General features: G+C 59.2%; 21 protein-coding genes. 11 read left to right on the top strand and 10 right to left on the bottom strand.

Going from position 1 to position 24,431, the window contains the following annotated elements; translation table 11 throughout:
* Positions 1–105: 105 nt before the first annotated feature.
* The 3 genes from MHM85_RS10580 (at position 106) to MHM85_RS10570 (ending at position 5,252) form a co-directional block, all read left to right on the top strand.
* Positions 106–1,359, top strand: a complete 1,254-nt coding sequence (locus MHM85_RS10580) for a dicarboxylate/amino acid:cation symporter (protein ID WP_239285869.1) — start codon at positions 106–108, stop codon at positions 1,357–1,359.
* Positions 1,360–1,470: 111 nt separating this feature from the next.
* Positions 1,471–2,061: a DUF4202 domain-containing protein gene (locus MHM85_RS10575; RefSeq protein WP_239285867.1), complete on the top strand. Its 591-nt coding sequence runs from the start codon at positions 1,471–1,473 to the stop codon at positions 2,059–2,061.
* Positions 2,062–2,150: 89 nt separating this feature from the next.
* On the top strand, positions 2,151–5,252 hold the full coding sequence (locus MHM85_RS10570; protein ID WP_239285865.1) for an FAD-binding and (Fe-S)-binding domain-containing protein: 3,102 nt from the start codon (positions 2,151–2,153) through the stop codon (positions 5,250–5,252).
* Between the two features lie 43 nt (positions 5,253–5,295).
* On the opposite strand, the gene trpC is transcribed toward MHM85_RS10570, so the two are convergent.
* The 5 genes from trpC to MHM85_RS10545 all read right to left on the bottom strand — a co-directional run bounded on the left by trpC (position 5,296) and on the right by MHM85_RS10545 (position 12,429).
* The gene (gene trpC, locus MHM85_RS10565; protein ID WP_239285863.1) at positions 5,296–6,099 is read right to left on the bottom strand and encodes an indole-3-glycerol phosphate synthase TrpC; all 804 of its coding nucleotides are present in this window, start codon (positions 6,097–6,099) and stop codon (positions 5,296–5,298) included.
* 8 nt (positions 6,100–6,107) lie between these two features.
* On the bottom strand, positions 6,108–7,127 hold the full coding sequence (gene trpD / locus MHM85_RS10560) for an anthranilate phosphoribosyltransferase (protein ID WP_139525587.1): 1,020 nt from the start codon (positions 7,125–7,127) through the stop codon (positions 6,108–6,110).
* Positions 7,128–7,163: 36 nt separating this feature from the next.
* Positions 7,164–7,769 (bottom strand): aminodeoxychorismate/anthranilate synthase component II, encoded by a 606-nt coding sequence (locus tag MHM85_RS10555; RefSeq protein ID WP_239285861.1) that lies wholly within the window; start codon positions 7,767–7,769, stop codon positions 7,164–7,166.
* A 98-nt stretch (positions 7,770–7,867) separates the two neighbouring features.
* The gene (fdhF, locus tag MHM85_RS10550) at positions 7,868–10,684 is read right to left on the bottom strand and encodes a formate dehydrogenase subunit alpha (RefSeq protein ID WP_239285859.1); all 2,817 of its coding nucleotides are present in this window, start codon (positions 10,682–10,684) and stop codon (positions 7,868–7,870) included.
* Positions 10,681–12,429 carry an NADH-ubiquinone oxidoreductase-F iron-sulfur binding region domain-containing protein gene (locus tag MHM85_RS10545; RefSeq protein WP_239285857.1) on the bottom strand — a complete coding sequence of 583 codons (1,749 nt, stop codon included), beginning with the start codon at positions 12,427–12,429 and terminating at the stop codon, positions 10,681–10,683. Before MHM85_RS10545 ends, fdhF begins: the two co-directional genes overlap by 4 nt.
* Positions 12,430–12,717: 288 nt before the next feature.
* Here MHM85_RS10545 and MHM85_RS10540 point away from each other — a divergent pair, with 288 nt between their 5' ends.
* Complete coding sequence (locus MHM85_RS10540) at positions 12,718–13,635, top strand: zinc ABC transporter substrate-binding protein (RefSeq protein ID WP_239285854.1); 918 nt, start codon at positions 12,718–12,720, stop codon at positions 13,633–13,635.
* Positions 13,636–13,647: 12 nt separating this feature from the next.
* Here the strand turns inward: MHM85_RS10540 and MHM85_RS10535 are convergent, their stop codons facing one another.
* A complete protein-coding gene (locus MHM85_RS10535; protein ID WP_239285852.1) occupies positions 13,648–14,316 on the bottom strand; it encodes a phosphoglycolate phosphatase in 669 nt (222 codons plus the stop codon).
* A gap of 135 nt (positions 14,317–14,451) precedes the next feature.
* Between MHM85_RS10535 and MHM85_RS10530 the strand changes: the two genes are divergently transcribed.
* Positions 14,452–15,750: an NAD(P)/FAD-dependent oxidoreductase gene (locus MHM85_RS10530; protein WP_139525581.1), complete on the top strand. Its 1,299-nt coding sequence runs from the start codon at positions 14,452–14,454 to the stop codon at positions 15,748–15,750.
* A gap of 57 nt (positions 15,751–15,807) precedes the next feature.
* Here MHM85_RS10530 and rpe read toward each other — a convergent pair whose 3' ends face one another.
* The gene (gene rpe / locus MHM85_RS10525) at positions 15,808–16,506 is read right to left on the bottom strand and encodes a ribulose-phosphate 3-epimerase (protein ID WP_139525580.1); all 699 of its coding nucleotides are present in this window, start codon (positions 16,504–16,506) and stop codon (positions 15,808–15,810) included.
* Positions 16,507–16,759: 253 nt separating this feature from the next.
* Here rpe and cysP point away from each other — a divergent pair, with 253 nt between their 5' ends.
* From cysP to MHM85_RS10500, 5 genes are all read left to right on the top strand, one after another.
* Positions 16,760–17,797, top strand: coding sequence for a thiosulfate ABC transporter substrate-binding protein CysP (gene cysP, locus MHM85_RS10520; RefSeq protein WP_153842416.1), 1,038 nt, complete (start codon positions 16,760–16,762; stop codon positions 17,795–17,797).
* A 9-nt stretch (positions 17,798–17,806) separates the two neighbouring features.
* Positions 17,807–18,661, top strand: coding sequence for a sulfate ABC transporter permease subunit CysT (cysT, locus tag MHM85_RS10515; RefSeq protein WP_239285850.1), 855 nt, complete (start codon positions 17,807–17,809; stop codon positions 18,659–18,661).
* Positions 18,661–19,488, top strand: coding sequence for a sulfate ABC transporter permease subunit CysW (gene cysW, locus MHM85_RS10510; RefSeq protein WP_139525577.1), 828 nt, complete (start codon positions 18,661–18,663; stop codon positions 19,486–19,488). Before cysT ends, cysW begins: the two co-directional genes overlap by 1 nt.
* The gene (locus tag MHM85_RS10505; RefSeq protein ID WP_219863243.1) at positions 19,485–20,579 is read left to right on the top strand and encodes a TOBE-like domain-containing protein; all 1,095 of its coding nucleotides are present in this window, start codon (positions 19,485–19,487) and stop codon (positions 20,577–20,579) included. Before cysW ends, MHM85_RS10505 begins: the two co-directional genes overlap by 4 nt.
* Positions 20,580–20,659: 80 nt before the next feature.
* Positions 20,660–21,253, top strand: a complete 594-nt coding sequence (locus MHM85_RS10500; RefSeq protein WP_239285848.1) for a YajG family lipoprotein — start codon at positions 20,660–20,662, stop codon at positions 21,251–21,253.
* An 8-nt stretch (positions 21,254–21,261) separates the two neighbouring features.
* Here MHM85_RS10500 and MHM85_RS10495 read toward each other — a convergent pair whose 3' ends face one another.
* The 3 genes from MHM85_RS10495 to MHM85_RS10485 all read right to left on the bottom strand — a co-directional run bounded on the left by MHM85_RS10495 (position 21,262) and on the right by MHM85_RS10485 (position 22,975).
* Positions 21,262–21,894, bottom strand: coding sequence for a thiopurine S-methyltransferase (locus MHM85_RS10495; protein ID WP_139525574.1), 633 nt, complete (start codon positions 21,892–21,894; stop codon positions 21,262–21,264).
* Positions 21,895–21,925: 31 nt separating this feature from the next.
* Positions 21,926–22,561, bottom strand: a complete 636-nt coding sequence (locus tag MHM85_RS10490) for a TIGR04211 family SH3 domain-containing protein (RefSeq protein ID WP_139525573.1) — start codon at positions 22,559–22,561, stop codon at positions 21,926–21,928.
* A gap of 84 nt (positions 22,562–22,645) precedes the next feature.
* Positions 22,646–22,975 carry a DUF1820 family protein gene (locus tag MHM85_RS10485; protein ID WP_009100748.1) on the bottom strand — a complete coding sequence of 110 codons (330 nt, stop codon included), beginning with the start codon at positions 22,973–22,975 and terminating at the stop codon, positions 22,646–22,648.
* A gap of 208 nt (positions 22,976–23,183) precedes the next feature.
* On the opposite strand from MHM85_RS10485, the gene MHM85_RS10480 reads away from it, so the two are divergent.
* Positions 23,184–24,407, top strand: coding sequence for a carboxylate--amine ligase (locus tag MHM85_RS10480; protein ID WP_239285845.1), 1,224 nt, complete (start codon positions 23,184–23,186; stop codon positions 24,405–24,407).
* The last annotated feature ends 24 nt before the right edge of the window (positions 24,408–24,431 follow it).

The raw sequence follows: 24,431 nt of genomic DNA, 5'->3' as shown, positions 1-24,431 counted from the left end.
ATGAACAATTTACATACCCATCCCCGATCATTAGGCAAAAGTGATAGAGTGCCCGCCCTTCGTCAGCAAGAACCACTAACAACGGATCTAAAAAGGAGAAACAACGTGCAGGAAACCGCACCGAAAGGAGCATGGGGATGGTGGCGTCGCATTGCCCTGTGGAAAAAAATACTGGCGGGCTTGGCCCTCGGGGTGGTGGCAGGAGCGCTGCTCGGTGAAACCGCCAGCATCTTCAAACCGCTGGGCGATATCTTCATCAACGCCATCATGATGCTGATCGTACCGCTGGTCTTTTCTACCCTGGTGGTCGGCATTACTTCAATGCGCGACCCGCAAAAGATGGGCCGAATCGGCGCTCGTACGATAACGCTTTATTTGGTGACCACCGCCTTCGCGATCACCATTGGCCTCGTGCTCTCGACGCTTTTGCAGCCTGGGGTAGGCGTGGGGCTGAGCTTCGATGCCGAGGTATCGGCCAACGAAGCGCCCTCTCTGGTCTCCATCCTAGTCAACCTCGTGCCGCGAAATCCGCTGGATGCTCTGGCCAACGGCAACATCATGCAGATCATCGTGTTTGCCATTGGGTTGGGAATTTCACTCACCCTGATCGGCGAGAAAGGCGAGCCGGTCATGAGGGTCTTCGATAGCTTCGCAGAAGCCATGTACAAACTCACCGGCTTGGTGATGGCGTTCGCCCCGTTCGGGGTCTTTGGCTTGATTGCCCACGTCTCCGGTCAGTACGGCCTGGAGATCCTGCTGCCGCTCGCCAAGCTAATTGGCGTGGTCTATGTAGCCAGCATTCTGCATGTTCTGGTGATTTACTCAGGTTTTATCTCCCTGCTGGGTCGTTTGAATCCCGTGCGCTACCTGAAAGGCAGCCTGGACGCCATTGTCGTCGCTTTCTCCTCTGCTTCCTCTGCGGGCACCCTGCCCGTATCGATTCGCTGTGCGCAGAAAAACCTGGGCGTATCGGAAGGGGTATCGGGCTTCGTCCTGCCCGTGGGCGCCACCATCAACATGGACGGCACTGCGCTCTACCAAGGTGTGGTGGTGCTGTTCATTGCCCAGATGACCGGCACCGACCTGAGCATGATGGATTACGCCATGATCGTTGCTACCGGCACACTGGCTTCGATTGGCACGGCGGGCGTGCCCGGTGCGGGGCTGATCATGCTCTCCATCGTCATGGCGCAAATTGGCCTGCCTCTGGAAGCCATTGCCGTGGTAGCGGGGATCGACCGCATTCTAGACATGGCACGCACCAGCGTGAACGTGGCCGGTGATTTGATGGTCACCACGCTGGTGGGTAAAAGCGAAGGTGAGCTCAACGAAGAGATTTACAATACCAGCCGTTCTTGACATCGGCTTTCTGACCCTAGCGCGCCCGCTGCCCCTGGCAGCGGGCGTTTTTTATCGTGGCCGACAAGCTGCTAGGATACCTCCATTCCACTCCCTCCAAGCGAGCCCGCCATGTCGTCCGCTTTTGACAAGACCCTTGCCACCCTCGACGCGCTGCACGCCCAAGATCCCCAGACGACCACCCTCTCGGATGGCACTGCCCAGCCCCAAGAGCTGGCCTATGCCCAGCGTATGAGCCGGTGGCTAGAGCGACTCCAGGAGACGCCCAGCGACCTATTGGGCATTGCCGTGCGCGCGCAGCATCTGCAGCGTTGGAAGCTGCCGCGTAGCGATTATCCGGAAGGCCGTATTGGCTATTTGACTTGGCGACGCGACCAGAGCGCTCGAGCAGGCGATACCACGGCAGCGATCATGGAAGAAGCGGGCTACTCCCAAGAGGAGGCCAAGCGCGTCACCAGCATGATCCGCAAGCAGGGCCTGGGGCGCGATAGCAATGTGCAAGCCCTGGAAGACTGTGCCTGTTTGGTGTTCTTGGAAAACTACTTTGCGGACTTCTCCCGCAAGGTAGAGCACGATCACATGGTGCGCATCGTGCAAAAGACTTGGGGTAAGATGTCGCCGCAGGCGCACGCACTGGCCCTGACGCTGCCCATGAACGACACCTGTTCAGCACTCGTCAAAGAGGCTCTCGGCAGCGACTGAGTCCGGCTATCGAGATGCACCGCTACGGTAGCTGCGGTAAAGTAGCGCTTATCCCTTATCCGCTTCCAGCAGTGACGGCTCAACCTCCTATGATTGCATCCCTGGACTCTCGCACGGCCCCTTTCGAACGCCTTGGCAGCCACTACGTGCGTTTTCTCGACGCTCTGCGTGCCCGCGGTTTCGAAGGCGAAATAGCGCCGGATTACGCCCACCGCACCGTGCTGGCGACGGATAACTCGATTTATCAGCGCCTGCCCCAAGCGGCGGTGTTTCCCAAGCATGCCGAGGACCTGGAGCGTCTCGCCAAGCTGGCCTGCGAGCTGCCCCACCGGGATATCGTGCTGACGCCCCGGGGTGGCGGCACCGGCACCAACGGCCAATCGCTGACCGATGGCATCGTGGTGGATGTCTCCCGCCACATGAACCAAATTCTTGAGATCGATGTGGAAGCCCGCCGGGTGCGGGTACAGGCGGGCGTGGTCAAAGACCAGCTCAACGCCGCGCTGAAACCCCACGGGCTGTTTTTCGCCCCGGAGCTCTCGACCTCGAATCGCGCCACCATTGGCGGCATGATTTCCACCGATGCCAGCGGCCAAGGGAGCTGCCAGTACGGCAAAACCCGCCACCACGTGCTGGAGCTGGATACGGTTCTGCTCGGCGGGCAGCATTTACACAGCCGCCCGCTGAGCGCCGATGAGGAGCAGCAAGCGCTGGCCCAAGAGGGTGTGCTCGGCAAGGTACACCGCACCGCCGCGACGATCATCGACCAGCAGCGTGAATTGATCGAGGCGACCTTCCCGCCGCTCAACCGCTGCCTCACCGGCTACGACTTGGCCCACCTGCGCGAAGATGGGCGGCTCAACCTGAACAGCCTGCTGTGCGGTTCGGAGGGCTCGCTGGGCTTCTTGAACGAAGCCGTGCTCAACGTACTGCCAATCCCCAAGCACTCTACGCTCGTCAACGTGCGCTATCCAAGCTTCATGGATGCCCTGCGGGATGCCAAGGCGCTGATGGCCAGCAGCGCCAAGCCCACCTCCATAGAAACGGTAGACGACACCGTCCTACAGCTGGCGATGGACGACTTCGTTTGGGACAGCGTGGCGGAATTTTTTCCCGCAGGCAGCACGCCCATTCAAGGCATCAACCTGATCGAGTTCAACGATGATGACCCCGAACAGCTCGCGGCGCGTGTAGCGGCCTTTACCCAGCACCTGAGCCAGGATGCCACTGTGGAGCGGCTGGGCTACACCCTGGCGGAAGGCCGTCCGCAGATCCAAAAAGTCTACGCCATGCGCAAACGCTCGGTGGGCCTGCTGGGTAACGTTCAGGGGGAGAAACGCCCGCTGCCGTTCGTGGAGGACACCGCCGTCCCGCCGCAGCACCTGGCGGATTTCATTACCGAGTTCCGCGCCGCGCTGGATGCACGCAAGCTCTCCTACGGCATGTTCGGCCATGTGGATGCGGGGGTGCTGCACGTACGCCCGGCGCTGGACATGAAAGACCCGGCCCAGGAAGCGCTGATTCGCGAGATCTCCGATGAAGTCGCCGCCCTCACCCAGAAGTACGGGGGGCTACTGTGGGGCGAACACGGCAAAGGCGTACGCTCCGAATACGGCCCCAAGTTCTTCGGCGAACTTTACCCCTACCTGCAGCAGGTCAAGGCGGCCTTCGATCCGCACAACCAGCTCAACCCCGGCAAGATCGCGTCACCTTCCGAAAGCGCCACGCTGATTGCGAAAGAGAGCGACCCGGAACTGCTCACCATCGACGGCGTGCCTATGCGCGGCCAACTCGACCGCACCATCGACGAGCGGGCCTGGCAGGCCTACGACGCGGCGGTGTACTGCAACGGCAACGGCGCTTGCTACAACTACGATGTGGACGACCCCATGTGCCCCTCGTGGAAAGCCACCCGCGACCGCCGCCACTCTCCTAAAGGCCGCGCCAGCTTGATGCGTGAGTGGTTACGCCTGCAGTCGCAAGCGGGCATCGACGTGGTGGAAGAGTCGCGTAAGAAAAAGCAGGAGCGCACCTGGGGCTTCATCAAAAGCTTCCCCAAGCGGGTGATGAACACCCTTAGCCGCCAGCAGCAACACGACTACTCCCATGAGGTGTACGACGCCATGGCGGGCTGCTTGGCGTGCAAATCCTGCGCGGGCCAGTGCCCGATCAAAGTCAACGTGCCGCAGTTCCGCTCGCAGTTTTTAGAGGTGTATCACGGCCGCTACCTGCGCCCGCTGCGCGACTACGTGATTGGCGGCACCGAATTCATGTTGCCTGCGTTGACCAAGATCGCTCCGCTCTATAACGCCGCCCTTGGCCAGCGTTGGGTCGAGCAGCTGATGCAAAAAGGGCTCGGTATTAGCGACTCCCCCGCGCTCTCTCGCGCCAGCGTGAAAAAACAGCTGCGTGCCTGGGGCGTGGCGGAAGCCACGCCCACATCGCTTGCGCTCCTCACCGAGCAGCAGCGAGCCAACAGCGTCGTGATCGTGCAAGACGCTTTCACCACTTATTTCGAAGCCAAGCTGGTGATGGACGTGGTAGAGCTGCTATCGCGGCTGAACCTGCGCGTGTTTGTGATGCCGTTTTCCGCCAACGGCAAGCCGCTGCACGTACAGGGCTTTTTGGGTGCCTTCGAGCGCACGGCAGAAAAGCAAGCCAAACGCCTTCGCGCACTCAGCGAGTTCGAGGTGCCCATGGTGGGCATCGACCCTGCCATGACGCTCACCTACCGCCAGGAGTACGTCAAAGCGTTGGGTCCTGAGCAAGTGCCGAACGTACTGATGCTTCAGGAGTGGCTGGGGACCCGCGTCAACACCCTCGCCACCAACAAGCTCACGCTCGAAGACCCAGGCTTTAAGCTACTCTCCCACTGCACCGAAAAAACCAACGCACCGGGCAGCCCGAAAGCGTGGCAGCAGGTGTTTGCCGCCTTTGGATTGCAGTTGGAGCTGGCCACCACGGGCTGCTGCGGTATGTCCGGCACCTACGGCCATGAGACCCGTAACGTCGCCACCTCCAAAACGATCTACGCTCAGTCGTGGCAGCCCCAGGTCGAAGCCGAAGAGAACAGCGGCAAGCTACTGGCCACCGGCTACTCCTGCCGCAGCCAAGTAAAGCGCTACTCGGCGCAAACCCTGCCCCACCCGCTGCAAGCCCTGCTCTCCTGCATCAAACAGGCCAGCCGCTAACGCGACTGGCCTGCTGGGTCTTGCTTGTATCCGTGTGAAGCGTTTAGAAAAACAGCCGCTTGAGGGCCAAACCAGGGTCCTCTTCGCGCATGAACGCCTCCCCTACCAGGAAACCATTGACTTCGTGGTCACGCATCAGCTCTACGTCATCACGCGTGTGAATACCTGATTCGGTGATCACGGTGACGCCATCAGGAATACGCGGCAGCAGGTCCAGGGTGGTATTCAAACTGGTCTCGAACGTGTGCAGATTACGGTTATTGATACCCACTAGCTTTAGGTCCAAGGCGAGCGCCCGCTCTAGCTCCTCTGCATCGTGAACTTCCACCAACACGTCCATGCCCAATGCGTTGGCCTGCTGGTGCAGGTCGCGCAGCTGAGCGTCATTGAGCGCCGCCACAATCAATAGGATGCAGTCCGCACCGATGGCGCGCGCTTCTGTGACCTGATAGCCGTGGGTAATGAAGTCTTTACGGATCACCGGCAGGTCACAGGCATCACGAGCGGCGATGAGGTAATCCTCATGGCCCTGGAAGAAGTCGGCATCGGTGAGCACCGAAAGACACGCCGCCCCGCCCTGGGCGTAGCTTTTGGCGATATCCGCTGGGTGAAACGCTTCCCGCATCACGCCTTTAGAGGGCGAGGCTTTTTTCACCTCGGCAATCACGGCCGCATCGCCTGCCGCAATACGCTGATTCAATGCCTCAATAAAGCCACGGGGCGCGCTCTGCTTTTCCGCCAGCGCAAGCAGATCCGCTTCAGATACCGCCTGCTGACGCTCAGCGACTTCCTGGTCTTTACGGGCCAAAATGCGCGTTAAAATAGTCGGCGTTGCCTGGTCACTCATTGGAAGTTTTACCCTTTAAAGACGCTAGTGAAGTGCGAAAGCTCTCTGAGCTTCTCAAGCGGTAGTTTGGAGGCCTGGGCATCCTGGGCCACCATCACGCCCTCTTTCAAGCTATCGGCCACGCCCGCGCAGTAAAGCGCCGCCCCGGCGTTGAGCGCCACCATATCTGCCGCTGCGCCTTCACCGCTAAGCGCGGCTTTCACCAAACGCAGGCTATCTTCCGCGCTGGACGCTTTGAGGTTGGCCAGGCTTTGGCGCTCGACGCCCAGGGATTCCGGCGTAATGGTGTACTGGGTAATTTCGCCCTCTTTTAGCTCCGCCACCAGCGAGGGTGCCGCGAGGGAGATCTCATCCAGGCCATCCTCAGAATGCACCACCATGACATGGCGGCTACCCAGCTTGCGCAATACTTCGGCCATCAGCGGCACCAGCTCGGCCGAGTAGACGCCTAACACCTGGTTGGGCGCCCCGGCCGGATTGGTGAGCGGGCCCAGAATATTGAACAACGTACGTACGCCCATTTCGCGCCGCGGTCCAATGGCGTAACGCATGGCCGGGTGGTGGTTAGGTGCGAACATGAAGCCAACGCCCACCTGCTCGATGCAGCGGGCTACTTGGTCGGGCTTCAGGTCAAGATAGATGCCTGCGATATCGAACAGATCCGCGCTACCCGAGGAAGAGGAAACGCTGCGATTGCCATGTTTAGCAACGTGAGCCCCCGCCGCCGCCGCCACGAAACTGGATGCGGTCGATACATTGAACAGGTTGGCACCATCGCCGCCGGTACCGACGATATCCACCACGTTCTCGGTGTGCAGCTCGACGCGCTTCATGAGCTCACGCATCACCTGGGCAGCGGCGCTGATCTCTTCAGCGCTTTCCCCTTTCATGGCCAACCCCACCAGTAGACCGCCAATTTGCGCGTCGGAGGCTTCGCCAGTCATGATCTGGCGCATCAGCGCGTGCATCGCATCGAAAGAGAGGTCTTCGCGGCGCATCACCGCGTTAATTGCGTCTCGCATTTGCATGAGCAGGAAAGCCCCTAAAGCGTATGAATGTGGCGATCAGCCGCGTTGTAAAAAATTGGCCAATAACGCATGGCCCTGGCGCGTGAGTATCGACTCAGGATGAAACTGTACGCCTTCCACATCAAGGGTACGATGACGAAACCCCATGATCAGCCCAGGCGTCACGTCATCTTCGGCGGTCCAGGCGGTCACTTCTAGGCAGTCGGGCAGGCTCTCATGCTCAACCACCAATGAGTGATAGCGCGTCACTTCCAGCGGGTTTTCCAGCCCGCTGAACACGCCCTGCCCACGGTGTACAACGGCCGAGGTTTTGCCGTGCATCACCTGGGGCGCCTGCACGACCTTGCCGCCATAGACCTGGCCAATGGCCTGGTGCCCCAGGCAAACGCCCAATATAGGCAGTTTGCCCGCAAAGTGCTCGATGGCTGCCAACGAAATGCCTGCCTCGTTGGGCGTGCAAGGGCCGGGCGAAATTACCAGATGGGTCGGTGCCAAGGCGCACATCTGGGCTAAGGTAATTTCATCGTTGCGGTAGGTCATCACCTCGGCATTCAGCTCACCCAGATACTGGACGATGTTAAACGTAAAGCTATCGTAGTTGTCTAGCATCAACACCCGTTGCACTGCCTGTGCTTGCGACATCGCCCCGCTTACTCCATCAGATAATTAACACTCACTGGCAGGATGATACCCCAACCCAGACGCTCCTTGCAGGGGCAGCGTGCAGGGGCGGAGCTCGCTTAGTGCGGCTGCGGCACTGCTGCGCGCTCCAGCCGACAGGCGGCGTACTTGAACTCGGGTATTTTGCCGTAAGGATCCAAGGCCGGGTTGGTGAGCAGATTGGCGGCGGCCTCAGCGTAGGCAAATGGCACGAAGACCATACCATTGGGGATTTTGTCGTCCACTCTGGCGGTCAGCGTGATCGCGCCCCTCCGCGTAATGATGGTGAGCTTCTCGCCCGGCGACACCCCCAAGCGATGGAGTTCACCCGCTGAAAGACAGGCGACCGCTTCTGGTTCTAGCGCGTCGAGCACCTGGGCGCGCCGCGTCATGGAGCCCGTATGCCAATGCTCTAACTGACGACCCGTGGTCAATACCGTGGGGTACTCGTGATCCACCGGCTCATCCGGGGGAAGCGGACGCGCAGGGGCGAATTTGGCCAGCCCGCCAGCGCGCGGAAAGGCGTCGCTAAACACCACATCCTGACCCGGTTCATCCTCGGCTGGGCAGGGGTATGTGACAGAGCTCTCCCGCGCTAGCCGCTCCCAGCTAATATGGTTGAATGAGTGCATCCCCTGCTGCATTTCAGCAAACACGTCTTGCGGGTGCTGATAGCGCCAGTTCAGCCCAAAGCGGTTAGCGATCTCCTGGATGATCCACCAGTCTGGCTTGGCGTCTCCTGGCAACGGTAAGGCAGCACGCCCAAGCTGTACTTGGCGGTTGGTGTTGGTCACGGTGCCCTCTTTTTCGGGCCATGCAGAGGCAGGCAAAATGACATCGGCAAACTGGGCGGTTTCAGTGACGAACAGATCCTGCACCACCAAATGCTCGAGCTTACCCAGCGCGGCGCGGGCATGGGTAAGGTCCGGGTCAGACATCGCCGGATTTTCACCCAAGATGTACATGCCACGCACCTCGCCTGCATGAATCGCATTCATCACTTCCACCACCGTCAGTCCAGGCTCATTGCTCAGCGGCGTGTTCCATAGCGCTTCAAACGCGGCGCGTAGCTGGCTATCGCCTACTGGCTGGTAGTCCGGCAGCACCATGGGAATCAGCCCCGCATCCGACGCCCCCTGCACGTTATTTTGACCCCGCAGCGGGTGCAGGCCCGTGCCGGGGCGACCGGTATGGCCGCAGGCCAGTGCCAGCGAAATCAGGCAGCGGGCGTTGTCGGTGCCATGGGTATGCTGGGAAATACCCATACCCCAGAAAATCATCGCTTTTTCGGCGTTGGCGTAGCGCCGCGCCACTTCACGAATGGTGTCGGGGGAGACGCCGCATAGTGCGCTCATGGCTTCCGGTGTACTGTGAGCGACGCTCAGCTTGAGCGCGCCAAAGCCCTCAGTGTGGGCGTCGATGTAGGCTTGGTCATACAGGCCTTCCGCAATGATCACATGGAGCAGCGCGTTGAACAGCGATACATCCGCCCCTGGTGTAAAACGCACGCTCATGCTGGCGTATGCGTCCAGCGCCTGCCCGCGAGGGTCGAGAATAATGATCTCGGTGCCCTGCTTGGCTGCCTGCTTGAAGAATGTCGCCGCCACGGGGTGATTCACTGCCGGGTTGCAGCCGGTAAGGATCACCACATCAGCCTCCAGCGCCTGCATAAACGAAGCGGTCACCGCGCCAGAGCCTAAGCACTCCATCAGCGCCGCGACGGAGCTGGCATGGCAAAGCCGCGTGCAGTGGTCCACGTTATTGCTGCCAAAGCCGGTACGCACCAACTTCTGGAACAGCCACGCCTCTTCGTTAGAGCATTTGGCGCTGCCAAAGCCCGCCAACGCTTTGGGGCCTTGCGCCTGTTTAATCGCCATTAGGCCGCCCGCCGCGATTTCCAGCGCTTCGTCCCAATTGACCTCACGGAAATGGCTGAAAGGATTGGCAGGATCAAAGGTAGGGTCGAGCGCTTTGGGAATCCCAGGCAAGCGTATCAGTGGCTTGGTCAGGCGTGCCGGGTGGCTCACGTAATCAAACCCAAACCGGCCTTTCACGCACAGGCGGTTCTGGTTAGCGGGGCCGTTGCGCCCTTCCACATAAGCCAGGGCATCGTCGTTAATATGGTACGTCAGTTGGCAGCCCACCCCGCAATAGGGGCACACGGAATCTACCTGCCGCTGGCTTTGAGAATCGCCCTGACCTTGGGCATTGACCACGGTGGCAGGCATCAGCGCGCCGGTGGGGCACGCTTGCACGCACTCGCCGCAGCCCACACAGGTGCTCTGGCCCATCGGGTCGGCAAAATCAAATACCACGGTGGCGGCAGCGCCTCGCTGCGCCATGCCGATGACATCGTTACTCTGCACCTCGCGGCAGGCGCGCACGCACAGGTTGCAGGTAATGCAAGCGTCCAAGTTGACGTGCATCGCCGGGTGACTGGTATCCGGCTGGCTCACCTTCGGTGCCGCCGCCGCATGGCTGACGGCGACTGAGCGGCGTGCTGGCAGCCACGACTTAACGGCCGCTTCGTCGACCGCCAATTGGTCGGCTACTTCCCAGAAGTGGCTGGAGCGGTCTGGGCTTTGGGCGCAGCTGGGCTGGTCGGCCATCAGCAGTTCCAATACCGTTTCACGCGCTTGTATGGCACGGGGCGAGTGGGCGCTGCGTACCACCATGCCGGGTTTGGCCTCGCGGATACAGCTGGCTGCCAGCACGCGCTCGCCTTCCACTTCCACCATACAGGCACGGCAGTTGCCATCGGCACGGTAGCCGGGGGCGTCTTTGAAACAGAGGTGAGGAATGGTCTCGCCAGCGCGCTTGGCCACCTGCCAAAGAGTTTCTCCGTGGTAGGCAGTGACGTCTTGATCATCCAATACAATAGTGAACGAAGCGCTCATGGTGCACTCCCTTCAGCGGCATCACTGACGATAATCTGCTGCTGGGCGAGCGCAGGGCGGAAATCCTTGAGTAGTCCTAAGACAGGATTCGGTGCCGCTTGCCCCAGGCCGCAAATCGAGGCGTCTTGCATCACTTGCGCCAGCCGAGTGAGCGCCTGCACATCCCATATGGGTTGCTCCAGAAGGCTGAGCATTTTCTCGCTGCCTACCCGGCAAGGCGTGCACTGCCCACAGGATTCATCGGCAAAAAAAGCCAGCAGATTGGTAGCCACCGCCTGAAGGTTATCCTGATCAGACAGCACGATTATCGCCGCTGACCCAATAAAACTGCCGTGCGCCTGAAGCGTATCAAAATCCAGCGGCACATCGGCTTTGCTGGCGGGCAGTATGCCGCCCGAGGCCCCGCCGGGCAGGTAAGCGGCCAGCGTATGTCCGTCTGCCATGCCGCCCGCATACTCTTCAACCAACTCGCGCAGCGTGATGCCTGCTGGTGCCAAGTACACACCGGGCTTGTTCACTCGACCAGAGATAGAAAAACTGCGTAGGCCCCGCCGTCCGTGGCGCCCATGTCCGGTAAACCATTCCGCCCCTTTGTTCCAAATGGCGGGAATCCAGTAAACGGTTTCGACGTTATTGACCAGCGTGGGACGACCAAATAGCCCCTCCTGGGCCACGTAAGGCGGTCGGTGGCGCGGCTTGCCGGGCTTGCCGGGCTTGCCCTCAAGGGATTCGATCAGCGCCGACTCTTCGCCACAAATATAAGCGCCCGCTCCCCGGCGCATGAGGATGAAGCCCCGCGCGACGATGCCCGCCTGCTCAAGCTCTGCAATCGCCTCATGGAGCACGCGGTGTAGGCCGGGGTACTCGTCGCGCAGATAGATATAGAGCGCCTCGGCCTCGATCGCCCAAGCGCTCACCAGTGCGCCCTCAAGAAACTGATGCGGCGCGCGCTCTAAATAGTAGCGGTCTTTGAACGTCCCCGGCTCGCCTTCGTCAGCGTTGATGACGCAGTAGCGTGGCCCGGCGGCTTGACGCACGGCCTGCCACTTTTTGAAGGTAGGGAAGCCCGCGCCTCCCAAGCCTCGCAGGCCCGAGGTTTCAAGCGTCTGCAGCACCTCATCAATGTTGACCTTACCGCTTCGGGCATTGGCCAGTAACTGGTAACCGCCCATCTGCTGATAGTCGCCAAGCCGCTGCCATAGGATCGCTTCAGGATGAAAGTGCCCCGTGTCCACGACAGCTTCTACACCGTCTGCGGTGGCATACAGCACATGGTGGTGGCCAACTTCAGCCACCGGCGCGGTATCGCAGCGACCCATACAGGGCGCACGGATCACCCGCACGCAGTCAGGGTCAACGCGGGCTTCCAACGCTTTGTGTAGCGCACTGGCCCCTGCTAATTGGCACGAGAGAGAATCACAGACGCGAATCGTCGTATCCGGGGGAGGCGCTTGTTGGTCATGCACGACATCGAAGTGGGCGTAGAACGTCGCCGTCTCGTACACCGCCGCCATAGGCAGGTTCATATAGGCTGCCAGGGCGCGCAGTTCCACGAGCGATAGATGGCCGTGGGCGTCCTGAAGGGTGTGCAGGTGCTCTATCAGCAGGTCGCGGCGTTTTAAGCTGGGCGTTTGGCGCTCATCGCCCAATAAATCGCGAAGTGCCGCCAGCGCCACGGGGGCGATATCGCGCCCATTGGGGTAGCCGCGACGGCGGCGAGAAGACGTAACAGATTGAGAAGTCATGACGCGCCATCCAGAGCTAGGCCAAAGAACGTTACAAACACCGCCGTCAAAGCCGCTATGCTCAGTGAAGCGTACAAACGTTGCGACAGCGACTCGATGGGCAGCCCGCCAAGAGCGATGCCAGCGTTGAGGGCTTTTCATAGCATAGAGGGTAAGCGTCAGCGGGGAAACCATCGCGTCTGTTGGTGGTGCAGCTCACTATGGCCGCTCTCTATACCAAGCAAGACTGGCAACGGGGCGCGACTCTCTTTATTATCTCCCGTCATTTTAATGGGTTAGGAGCGTGGCATGGATAAGCGAATATCTTGGATCATCACGCTCTTGTTAGCAGCAACATTCATCTCTTCGCCGTCATTCGCCGCATCGTCTGCCAAGATCATCGCCTCGTTTTCGGTGATCGAGGATTTGGTCAAACGCGTTGCCGGTGACGACATTTCCATTACGACGATCGTACCGATCGGTGAAGATGTGCATCGCTGGGAACTCACCCCGCCTAACGTACTCGCCGTCGAAGAGGCCGATATCGTGTTTTACAACGGCCATGGATTAGAGCCGTGGATTCGTCATTTAAAAGCGATGGCCAGCGATAGGCTGACGCTAGTCGCACTCGCCGAGATGGCCGACTATCCGACCCTGACACTACAGCAGGGGCAGTACGAGGGAAGCCCTGACCCACATATGTGGATGGCTCCGCACGGTGCAGCGGCCTATATCGATGTCATCACGCACACCCTCAGCGCCCGCTTTCCCGAGCGTGCCGACGCATTTCGAACGCGCGCTGAAGAGGCCAAGGACGCGCTTTCGTTACTCGACCAGCAGGTCATCGAACGCTTGGAGGGCATCCCCCACACCAATCGACTGATCACCATGAGTGAAGCCGCACTAAGCTACTTTGCCCACGCTTACGGATTCGAGTTCGCGGCCATTTGGGGGCTGAATAGCGAAACGATGGGCAGCGCTCACGACATGGCCAGCATGAGTGAGCGTCTGGTTGACAAGCGCCCGCCAGCGCTATTTTTTGAGAGCACGACACCCGACATTCACATGGACGCCCTAGCCCGAGAGACCGGTTTGACGCTGGCAGGCCCGCTCTACGTTGATACGTTGAGTGAGGCCGACGGGCCCGCTTATAACTACCCCGCTATGCTACACCACACTACCGAGCTTTTGCATGAAGCCCTGGGGGGCGCAAGAGCCGAGGAGTAGCCGTTAGCTGAGTTAGCCGAGTAGATCGCGCAGGGAGGAGACGAGCAGATCAGGCTGGCTCTGCGCGATAGGCTCGCCGTGGTTATAGCCGTACGGCAACGCCACGGTGGCAAAGCCTGCCGCCTTACCCGCCGCAATATCGTGGCGAGAATCACCTACCATCACGCTGGCTGACGGAACAATGTCTAACGCTTGCGCCACATGAATCAATGGCACCGGGCTTGGCTTTTTCTCGCTGAGCGAATCGCCCCCCACGGTAAGCGTAAACAGTGCTAGCAAACCGAAGTGATCTAAAATAGGCGCAATGAACCGCTCGGGTTTGTTGGTGATCAGGGCCAGGGCAAAACCTGCTTCACGCAGTGCGTGAAGCGCTTCCGATACGTCAGGGTAGAGCGTCGTCAACGCGTTGGGTGCAGCTCCGTAGTGGCGCATGAACGCTTCATAGCCGTTCTGCTGCAGCGCCGCCTCGGGTCGCTCACCTAGCGCCCAGGTCAGCGCTCGCTCCACCAGCACCTGAGCGCCGTTGCCCACCCAGTCGCGAACCTGCGCTTCACTCGGCCGGGCCAGCCCAACGTCGTGCAGCGCACGCTGCACGCCAACGGCCAAATCCGGCACCGAGTCGATCAACGTACCGTCTAGATCAAAGGCAATTAACCGTTTTTCTTGCAAAATGGTATGCACGCGCCGGCCTCACTGATGCGTCTAAGCGACTGGTTCACGATAATGTCGATTAATTCCATCATCTTACCCGTTTAGACCTTCGTCATACAGCGTAGAAAGTTCTATGCTGTGGCTATATTTGCCAAGGAGAGAGTAATGGCCATTCCCCGAATTGTGATTGTGGGCGGCGGTGCAGGCGGGCTAGCCCTTGCCACACGCCTTGGGCATACGCTGGGCAAGAAAAAGCGCGCTGAGATCGTCCTACTCGACCGCAATGCCACCCACGTATGGAAACCGCTGTTGCACGAGCTAGCTACCGGGGTACTCAACTCCAGCATGGATGAAGTGGATTATCGCGGTCACTCCTCGGCCCACTACTACCGCTACCAGCGCGGCTCGCTGAATGGCTTGGATCGTGACAAGAAGGTCATTCACCTAGCGCCCATCGAAGACGAAGATGGCATGGAAGTGCTTCCCGCCCGCCAGCTCACCTACGATTACTTGGTACTTGCGCTAGGCAGTGTATCCAACGATTTTGGCACCCAAGGCGTTGCAGAGCACTGCCACTTCATCGACTCTCCCCAGCAGGCCAAAGCCTTCCAGCGGGACATGATCAACACGTTTCTGCGCTATACCGACCCCAGTCTGCGCCAGCACACTCAGCTCACCATTGGCATCGTCGGGGGCGGAGCGACGGGCGTTGAACTGTCCGCCGAACTCCTCGACGCATCTCGGCTGCTCAATGCCTACGGCGTCACAGCGGTGGATCACCAAACGATCAGCGTGCATTTGATCGAGGCAGCACCGCGACTGCTGCCCGGCTTATCCGAACGTATCAGCCAGACCGTTCAGCAGGAACTCGAGAGCCTGGGTGTCACCGTGCATGTCGGCACGGCAATTCAAGAAGCTCAGGAGTATCAGTTGGTCACAGGGGACGGGGAAATAATAGAAACCGACCTGAATGTGTGGGCGGCAGGCATCAAGGCTCCCTCGTTTTTGGCCGAGCTGGGTTTGAGCACGAATAAGCGCCATCAGATCAACGTCAAACAGACACTACAAAGCGTGGACGACTCGCATATTTTTGCGATGGGCGACTGTGCTTGCTGCCCCCAAGGCGACGAAGCCACGGTACCGCCTCGCGCTCAGGCGGCGCATCAGCAGGCAAAGCTACTAGCGAAGAATTTAGAACACTGTCTAGCTAAAAAGCCGCTGCAAGACTTTACCTATCACGACCATGGCTCATTGGTATCGCTGGCCCGTTACGATGCCGTCGGAAATTTGATGCGCAGCTCGGCCTCTCGAGGTCTGTTTTTGGAGGGATGGCTCGCGCGCCAAGCCTACGCGTCGCTCTATCGCATGCATCAGCTCTCGATTCACGGCGCGCCGAAAACCGGGCTTGCCTGGCTAGTGGATAAATTGAACCGCTACCTCAAACCACGTATGAAACTTCACTAAGGACATGTAAAGGGCGGAAGATCAGCCGCCCTTTTGTGTTTTAGCGCGCTTTCCGTCTCAGCGCACCTTAGCGAGCTGCGTTCGCATCTGCTGAATCACGCTGTCGTAGCCATGCGGGTCGCTTGCCTGATGGGCGTTAAAAATCGCCGAACCAGCAACAAAGGTATCGGCACCAGCGGCGGCGATGTCTGCAATATTGTCGACTTTCACGCCGCCATCGATTTCAAGGCGAATCGGCAAGTCCGCCGCATCGATACGCGCCCGTGCCTCGCGCAGTTTGTCCAACGTACCGGGAATGAATGACTGGCCGCCAAACCCAGGATTGACGCTCATCAGCAGCACCATATCCACTTTATCCATCACATAATCGAGGTATGACAACGGTGTGGCCGGGTTGAACACCAACCCTGCTTTGCAGCCGCCATCACGAATGAGCTGCAAAGAGCGATCGATATGTTCGGAGGCTTCGGGGTGAAAAGTGATGTAGCTAGCCCCAGCCTCGATGAAATCGCTGATCATACGATCCACTGGCTTCACCATCAGATGAACATCGATGGGTGCGGTCACACCATGGTCGCGAAGGGCCTTGCATACCATCGGCCCAATGGTCAGGTTTGGCACGTAATGGTTATCCATCACATCAAAATGCACCACATCGGCGCCAGCCGCCAGAACGTTATCGACCTCCTCGCCCAACCGCGCAAAATTGGCGGAGAGTATCGACGGGGCAATCAAAAATTCCTGGGCAGCGCTCATGGCGGGGTCCTCGGATAAACAGTACGTGATGATGAGATAAGAAAGACATTCAAGCGCATATCTTACCAGAGCTGCTCACGAAGCCCTATGCCCAGAACGCACGACCAACCAGCCTGAAAGACGGGCCATGCTCGCTCGATACGTCAACACATATTTCCAAATAGAATATAAAACACGATTGTAATTCCACAATCCAAGGTTTAACCTTAACAGCATTGCGAGCATCATCGCCCATCGTTTCTAGGAGTTTGCAATGACGTCATCCACTGCATTCCGTACTACCCTTCGCCGCAGCCTGCTGGCCGTCGCCCTAGGTACTGCCGTTTCTGGCATGACCTTCTCCAGCGCTGCCGTTGCTCAGGAACGCGAGCTACTGAACTCTTCCTACGACATCGCCCGTGAGCTGTTTGCCGCCATCAACCCAGAGTTCCAGGCATGGTGGGAAGAGGCGCATGACGAAGAAGTCGCCATCAGTCAGTCGCACGGCGGCTCCTCTGCTCAGGCGCGTGCCATCATGCAGGGGCTACGTGCCGACGTCGTGACGTTCAACCAAGTGACCGATGTTCAGGTACTGGCCGATGCGGGTCTGGTAGCAGAAGATTGGCAGGATGCGTTCCCGAACAACGCCTCGCCCTACTACTCCACCACGGCGTTTTTGGTGCGTAAAGGCAACCCTAAGGGCATCGAAAGCTGGGATGACTTAGCCCAGGAAGACGTTCAGATCGTTTTCCCTAACCCGAAAACCTCGGGTAACGGCCGCTACACCTACTTAGCCGCTTGGGGCTTCGCCGAAAACGAATTCGACGGTGACGAAGAGCAGATACAGGACTTCATGCGCACTTTCCTGCGTAACGTTGCCGTCTTCGACACCGGCGGCCGTGGTGCCACGACCAGCTTCATCGAGCGCGGCATTGGTGATGTATTGATCAGCTTCGAGTCAGAAGTGAACAATATCCGCAGCGAGTACGGCAGCGATGACTACGAAGTGGTCGTTCCGCCAGTCAGCATTCTGGCCGAATTCCCGGTGGCAGTCGTGGGTGAGAACGCCGAGCGTAACGGGAACAGCGACCTCGCCCAGGGCTACCTGGAGTACCTCTACACCGAAGAAGCGCAGCGCCAGCTAGCAGGTTTCAACTACCGCGTTCATAACGAGACGGTGGTCGACGAGTTTGCCGACCAGTTCCCCGACACCGAGCTATTCGAAGTCGAGAACGTGTTCGGCAGCTGGGAAGAAGCGATGGAGACCCACTTCGAAGGCGGTGCTCTTCTCGATCAACTGCAGCGTCGTTAACGGTATCTCATGAGCCAGTTAGCATTTTGGCGATCCGGCAGCACGCGCGTGCTGCCGGGTTTTGGTCTATCCATGGGCATCAGCGTGCTGTTCATCTCGCTGGTACTGCTTCTGCCGATGACGGGGCTGTTCGGTCAGCTTTCCGAACTGAGCTTGGCCGAGTATGTTGCGATCATCACCGAAGGCCGCGTGGTGGCCAGCTACATGGTCACCATCGGCGCGGCAGCGGTCGCCGCGCTGGTGAATGCGGTATTTGGCCTGCTTTTGGCTTGGGTACTGGTACGCTATGAGTTCCCCGGCAAACGCCTGCTCGATGCGCTGATGGATCTCCCTTTTGCCCTGCCCACCGCAGTGGCAGGCATTACCCTCGCCACGCTTTATGCGGGCAACGGTTGGGTGGGCAGTATCATCGAGCCGATGGGGTTTCAGGTCGCTTATACTTGGGTGGGAATTGCCCTAGCGATGGCCTTCACCAGTATCCCTTTCGTGGTGCGCACGGTTCAGCCGGTGCTGGAAGATTTACCCGCCGAAGTGGACGAAGCCGCGATGTCCCTGGGTGCCACCGATGGCTTGGCATTTCGCCGCGTCATCATGCCGCATCTATGGCCCGCGCTCGTCACCGGCACCGGGCTTGCCTTCGTGCGCTCACTGGGCGAGTTCGGCGCGATCATCTTCATTGCGGGTAACATGCCCTACGAAACCGAAATTACCGCGCTGATGATCTTCGTCAAGCTGCAGGAGTATGACTATGCGGGGGCATCCGCCATTGCCTCGGTGGTGCTGTTCGTCTCGCTAGCACTGCTGCTCGCCATCAACATCTGGCAGGGGCGTTTCGTGCGCCGCCTGCATGGAGGAAAAGGATAATGCGCCGGATTGGTGACGCGCCCACCGTGCGGCGCTTGTTGATTGGCGCAGCCTTGCTGCTGTCCGCGCTATTTCTGCTGCTGCCGCTGGTGGCTATTTTTGCTCAAGCGTTCTCTCAAGGTGTGGCAGTGTTTTGGGGGAACGTGAGCAATACGTTCACTCTGCACGCCATTGGTCTCACGCTGATCATCGCGCTGATGACCATCCCCATCTGCTTGGTCTTCGGTGTCGCCTTGGCGTGGCTGGTGACGCGCTTTAGCTTTCCGGGACGGCGCATTCTGCAAACGCTGATCGACATCCCGTTTGCCGTCTCTCCCGTCGTCGCTGGCTTGATCTATCTCCTACTGTACGGCCGCAACGGCTGGATCGGAGGCTGGCTCGATAGCCACGACATTCAGCTGATGTTCGCCTGGCCGGGCATTTTGATGGTGACCGTCTTCGTCACCTGCCCATTCGTGGCGCGGGAATTGATTCCGCTCATGCAGGCGCAAGGGTCACGCGAGGAAGAAGCCGCCGTGACGTTAGGTGCTTCTGGTTGGACGACGTTTTGGCGGGTCACACTGCCCAACATCCGCTGGGCACTACTGTACGGCATCATCCTGACCAATGCCCGTGCGGTGGGTGAATTTGGCGCGGTGTCGGTTGTCTCAGGAGCCATTCGCGGGCAAACCAATACGCTACCGCTACACCTAGAGCAGCTTTATCAGGACTACAACGCCGTCGGGGCGTTTGCCAGCGCTGCGCTGTTGGCGCTGATTGCCCTGTTCACGCTTGCGGCCAAGGCAGGCCTTGAATGGCGCGCATCGCGCCGGGAGGCATTCTCATGAGTATTCGCTTACAGAATATCGCCAAACACTTTGCCAACACCCAGGCGCTCGAACCGATCAATTTGGATATTCACGAAGGTGAACTGGTGGGCTTGCTAGGCCCCTCCGGCTCGGGCAAAACCACTCTGCTACGCATCATAGCCGGCCTGGAAAGCGCCGACCGCTCGCCGCAGCCGGGTAAAATACTGTTCGGCGACCGTGACGTTACCCACGTGCACGTTCGCGATCGTCGTATCGGCTTCGTCTTCCAGCACTACGCCCTGTTTCGCCATATGAGCGTCTATGACAACGTGGCGTTTGGTCTCACGGTGATGCCGAAAAAGCGTCGTCCTTCCAGCGGCGACATTCGTGCACGGGTGTTTAGACTCCTGGAAATGGTTCAGCTTCAGCACTTGGCAAATCGGCTCCCTGCACAGCTTTCCGGTGGCCAGCAGCAGCGCGTATCGTTGGCGCGCGCACTCGCCGTAGAGCCAGACGTACTGTTGCTCGATGAGCCGTTTGGGGCATTGGATGCTAAAGTGCGTCAAGATCTGCGCCGCTGGCTGCGTCGCCTGCACGACGAGCTGAACTTCACCAGCGTGTTCGTCACCCACGATCAGGAAGAAGCACTGGAGCTCTCAGACCGTGTGGTCGTCATGAGCAACGGCCGCATCGAGCAGATCGACACGCCGGATACGCTCTACCGCGCGCCGAAGAACCGCTTCGTGTTCGAGTTCTTGGGGGATGTGAACCACCTAGAAGGGCGCGTTCGCAATGGCGTACTGACCTGCGGCGATGCCCACCTGAACGTGGACTTGTCCGACGGCGATGAAGAGCTGTTGCTCCGCCCCCATGAGGTGCGCCTTGCAGAGGAGCCCAGTGCGGAGTGCCACCTACCGGTGACCGTTACCGCCATCTCCCCGGTCGGTGCCGAAGTGCGCGTAGAGCTAGAGGCCGACTGGCTAGCCACTCCGTGGCAAGCCACCGTTCGCCATGCCGATTTCGAGCGCCTGCATATGCGCCGCGGCCAGCGGTTGTTTGCCCATCCGCGCCAGTGGCACCGTTTCAAAGAAGAGGCCAAAACACCCGAGCAACAGACCCGCGTGGCCTAGCCATGGCTGGCGTCTCGCGTAAACTCAGGTCTATACTGCGGCCTTTGTCTCGTTCAACCAGGATGATTGCGGAGAGTAATATGCGTCGGCGTCACTTTTTACGCGCGTCGGGTGCGCTGCTGGCCACCTTACTGGTAGCAGGCTGCGCAAGCCCTCAGTATCTACAGCTCAACCCCACCCGTAGCGCCAGCGTGCCACAAACCGGCTCGGGTCAACAAGTTACCGTCGTGGCCGTCGACGCCCGGCCGAGTGAAGTCATTGGTACGCGGACGGGCGGCAACATGTCCACCGCGCAGATTACCGTCAGCAGTCACGAACTGATCCCGCGCCTGCAGGCCGAAGCCGAACGCGCCGCCAGCGATATGGGGTTCACTCCCACCCGCGAAACCGCGCAGGGTCGTCCCAGTTTGACGCTAGAGCTTGCCAGCTTGGATTACGGACGTGGCGACAGTGGCCAGCCGCTGATCGATGAAGCGCGCATCGAAGGGGTGTTCCGTGCGATCGCACACAACCAGGGCACGACTTATACCGGCACGTATACGTCACGCCGTACCCAAGGCTACGCCATCAAGCCCGGCGAGGATGCCAATACACGTATGCTCAACGATCTGCTTAGCGATGGACTGAATCGGGCGTTCAGTGACCCAGAGCTGGGCAGGCTGCTAGCCCGATAAGCGCTCGTTTATACCCGTGGCCCGCGACGTTCTAACGCCCATAGGCTCTCGCTGCGGCCACGAGCATCAGCCTCTAGACGAGCCAGCCGCTCGACATGGAAGTTGGGCGTCATCAAGCGCTCGATTTCGTCATCCGGCACGCTAAAAGGCGGCCCCGCTTCGCCATCGCCATGGGTAAGCCCCACCAACAGCCCTTTTGCTCCCGGCGGGGTCAATTGCGCCAAATGAAAGGCATAACGCTCTCGCGTTGCCGGTGGCAATGCAATCAAAGAGGCCCGGTCGTAGAACGCGCCCACTTCTGCCGCTTGCTGAATATGCAGATGAAAAAAGTCACCGCACCACAGCTCGATACTGCCCTGCCGAGACACCTCGAACCCCGCTTGGGTATAGCGCGAAACACCGCTGCGTCGCTGAGCCAAAAACTGCTCGATGGCCTCCGGTGCAAGCTCGATGCCGAGCACTGGGTGCCCGCGATCCGCCAGCCAGCGCATGTCTAGGCTCTTCCCACATAGTGGCACCAGCACTTTGGTCCCATCGGCCACGCCTAATTCCGGCCAGTGCTTGACCAGCGCAGGATGAGTCTCCTCGAGATGAAAGCCGATGCGCCCCTCTTGCCAGCGCTGCCGCCAGGGATTTTCCATGAGCTACCTCGTTATTGCTTGGAAAGCACGTTTAGAACCAGCGATCGCGCTTTTTACGACGGCGCGGTAAATGCGGCACGATCAAGCCTACCAACAGACCGGCCCCTGCCACACCGCCACCGTACATGAAGTAGCGCATCAGCAAGTCCTCCTCCTGGGTATCCAAGCGGGCCTGCAGGGCGCGCACCTGCTGGCGAGACTGCTCCGCTTGATTGTCCAACTCGGCGTTTCGGGCTTCCAGGTCGGCGATACGCTGCTCGCGAATATCCAGAGTTTCCGTCATGGAGGAAACCCGCTGCTCCCAGGTATCGTTGATTCCGTCTAGCTCTTGCGTCAGCTCTTCAACTTGGGCTTGCAGCTCGGGAAGCTGCTGACGCGCGCTGGGCGTTTGCTGCAGCTCATTGCTGAGCACCCAAACGGTGTCGCCGCTGTTACTGCGTACCCGTGTGTAATCGCCGCTGGTTTCCAGCACCTCGACCTGCTCGCCGGCGTTCAGCGTTCCCACAATGCGATATCCATCTGTCGGCCCGCTACGCACATAGGTGCTCAGTTCATCGCTCACCCAAGCTTGGCTATCGGATTGAGCTAGCGCTGCTTGGCTGCTCACGGTTAACAGCACGCCCACAGCGGCGGCATAACAGTTACTGCGAATTTTTTCTACTTGCATGACGTCATGTCCTGGTCAAAAAACGCGCGTGGCCGACGAAGCCGCCGCGCGTGTCGCTCAAAGCGTTGCGCATGTCTTAGGCGCTTACCCTTCCCCGCGGGGCGGTAACGGGAAGGGACGAGGAAACTCTGCGACGCGAGCATCACTTTTCACGGCTTTCAACGGGCCTTCACGCTCTACCTCATCGATCCGCACAATGGCATTCAACGGCAGGTAGCTACGCTTCACTCCCTCGAAGGTTCGCTGCAGTTTTTCCGCTCCTGGATCCACCACCACCCGCGACGCATCGTCAAAGACAAACTCCTCGACTTCAATAAAGCCCCAGAGTTCGCTTTGAAAGATCTCTCTGACGTATAAATCCCAAATTTCACCCTGCTGGTGAACCACTACACGGTAGATCGGCTTGGCCGCCATCTTGGCCTAATCCTCTTGCCACTTGAACGTATCGTTACTGGGCAAGCCTACCATATTCGCGCTGGGCTCTTTAGCAGACATCGCTAACGTGGGCGAATTCCCGCTATTTTCGCTTCAGAAGCTGCTAATTAGCCCAGAATGGTTCGGGTCGTGTATGGTGAAGAGAGCAGTTGGCAAGACCATTCATCACCCCAGAGGAGTCAACACCATGCAAAAGGATCCCAATAAGGGCTATATCGCCCTCTTAGGCTGGAGCCTCAATGCGATCGAAGCGGCGGAAAACTTTGACCGCCGATATATCGTGGTGGCACCCGACTGGGCGGAGGAGTACTGCCAAAAGCACGACATTCCCTACGTCCCTTGGAACTTCGAGCGCCTCAATGACCGCTCCATGGAGATCGCCGAAACGCTCAAGGAAAAAGGCGTCGACGTGGCGATCCCCCTATTCGAAGAGACCGTGGAGTGGGCGGGGGCCATCAACTCGGTGCTGCTCGACAATCCGCGTCTTTACGGCCAGTCGCTGCTACTGCGTGATAAGGCACTCATGAAACGCCGCGCACAGCTTGGTGGCATTCGGGTGGGCATTTTCGAAGAAGCCCACGACAAAGAGGATGTCATCCGCTTTCTCAAGCGCGTCAACCAGACGCTGTTGAAGCTCGATGGCGACCCCAACGACCCCATCCACCTCAAGGCCTTCGACAAAGCGGGTTGTTTGGGCCACCGGGTCATTCGTACCCCTGACGAAGTCGATACGATCCCCGAGGAGGAGTTTCCAGTCCTGATGGAGTCACACCTGGATGGCTGGGAGTTCGCGGTAGAAGCGTGGATTCACGATGGCAAAATCGCCTTTTTGAACATTTCCGAGTACGTCACGCTGGGCTACTCGGTCTTCGTGCCTGCTTCCCCAGAATTGGAGAAGTATCGCGCGCAAATCACCGCGCAGATCGAAAAACTGATCAAAGCCTTCGATATCGAATTCGGTCTGATTCACCCCGAATACTTCGTCACCAGCGACGGTGAGATGTACTTTGGTGAGGTCGCCTACCGTCCGCCGGGCTTCAAAGTCTTCGAACTGTTGGAGCGGGTTTACGGCTTTAACGCCTATCAGGCGTCCTTGCTGGTCTTCGACCCGAAAAGCACCAAAGAAGAAGTGGCTGAGTTCTTCCCGAAAGAGATCGTCGATGCCGACGGCTTTGCAGGCTGCTTCGGCGTCTATCCACGCCGCCGCGTCGTGAGCCGCCTAGAGATTCCAGAAGAGACGGAAGATCACCCCTACTTCGAGTCTCACGAGCTGACCCCACCGCTGGAAGAGACCGTCACGAAACGCACCGCCTTTGGCACTCACTGGGGGTTGATCTACTTTAAGGGTGACGATGCACATACGATTCGCGATCTCCTCAAACGCCAAGAAGATCTCGACTTCTATGTATAATCCCCGCTTACGCTGGGATAAGGA

Origin of the sequence: Halomonas sp. McD50-4 (assembly GCF_022348135.1) — a bacterium.
GTDB classification, from domain to species: Bacteria; Pseudomonadota; Gammaproteobacteria; order Pseudomonadales; family Halomonadaceae; genus Vreelandella; species Vreelandella piezotolerans.
This window is presented reverse-complemented; position numbering and strand designations above follow the sequence as displayed.

Coding starts and splice junctions, on each gene's coding strand:
- MHM85_RS10575 (WP_239285867.1), top strand. CDS start 1,471: ATGTCGTCCGCTTTTGACAAGACCCTTGCCACCCTCGACGCGCTGCAC.
- MHM85_RS10570 (WP_239285865.1), top strand. CDS start 2,151: ATGATTGCATCCCTGGACTCTCGCACGGCCCCTTTCGAACGCCTTGGC.
- trpC (WP_239285863.1), bottom strand. CDS start 6,099: ATGAGTGACCAGGCAACGCCGACTATTTTAACGCGCATTTTGGCCCGT.
- trpD (WP_139525587.1), bottom strand. CDS start 7,127: ATGCAAATGCGAGACGCAATTAACGCGGTGATGCGCCGCGAAGACCTC.
- MHM85_RS10555 (WP_239285861.1), bottom strand. CDS start 7,769: ATGTCGCAAGCACAGGCAGTGCAACGGGTGTTGATGCTAGACAACTAC.
- fdhF (WP_239285859.1), bottom strand. CDS start 10,684: ATGAGCGCTTCGTTCACTATTGTATTGGATGATCAAGACGTCACTGCC.
- MHM85_RS10545 (WP_239285857.1), bottom strand. CDS start 12,429: ATGACTTCTCAATCTGTTACGTCTTCTCGCCGCCGTCGCGGCTACCCC.
- MHM85_RS10540 (WP_239285854.1), top strand. CDS start 12,718: ATGGATAAGCGAATATCTTGGATCATCACGCTCTTGTTAGCAGCAACA.
- MHM85_RS10530 (WP_139525581.1), top strand. CDS start 14,452: ATGGCCATTCCCCGAATTGTGATTGTGGGCGGCGGTGCAGGCGGGCTA.
- rpe (WP_139525580.1), bottom strand. CDS start 16,506: ATGAGCGCTGCCCAGGAATTTTTGATTGCCCCGTCGATACTCTCCGCC.
- cysP (WP_153842416.1), top strand. CDS start 16,760: ATGACGTCATCCACTGCATTCCGTACTACCCTTCGCCGCAGCCTGCTG.
- cysT (WP_239285850.1), top strand. CDS start 17,807: ATGAGCCAGTTAGCATTTTGGCGATCCGGCAGCACGCGCGTGCTGCCG.
- cysW (WP_139525577.1), top strand. CDS start 18,661: ATGCGCCGGATTGGTGACGCGCCCACCGTGCGGCGCTTGTTGATTGGC.
- MHM85_RS10505 (WP_219863243.1), top strand. CDS start 19,485: ATGAGTATTCGCTTACAGAATATCGCCAAACACTTTGCCAACACCCAG.
- MHM85_RS10500 (WP_239285848.1), top strand. CDS start 20,660: ATGCGTCGGCGTCACTTTTTACGCGCGTCGGGTGCGCTGCTGGCCACC.
- MHM85_RS10495 (WP_139525574.1), bottom strand. CDS start 21,894: ATGGAAAATCCCTGGCGGCAGCGCTGGCAAGAGGGGCGCATCGGCTTT.
- MHM85_RS10490 (WP_139525573.1), bottom strand. CDS start 22,561: ATGCAAGTAGAAAAAATTCGCAGTAACTGTTATGCCGCCGCTGTGGGC.
- MHM85_RS10485 (WP_009100748.1), bottom strand. CDS start 22,975: ATGGCGGCCAAGCCGATCTACCGTGTAGTGGTTCACCAGCAGGGTGAA.
- MHM85_RS10480 (WP_239285845.1), top strand. CDS start 23,184: ATGCAAAAGGATCCCAATAAGGGCTATATCGCCCTCTTAGGCTGGAGC.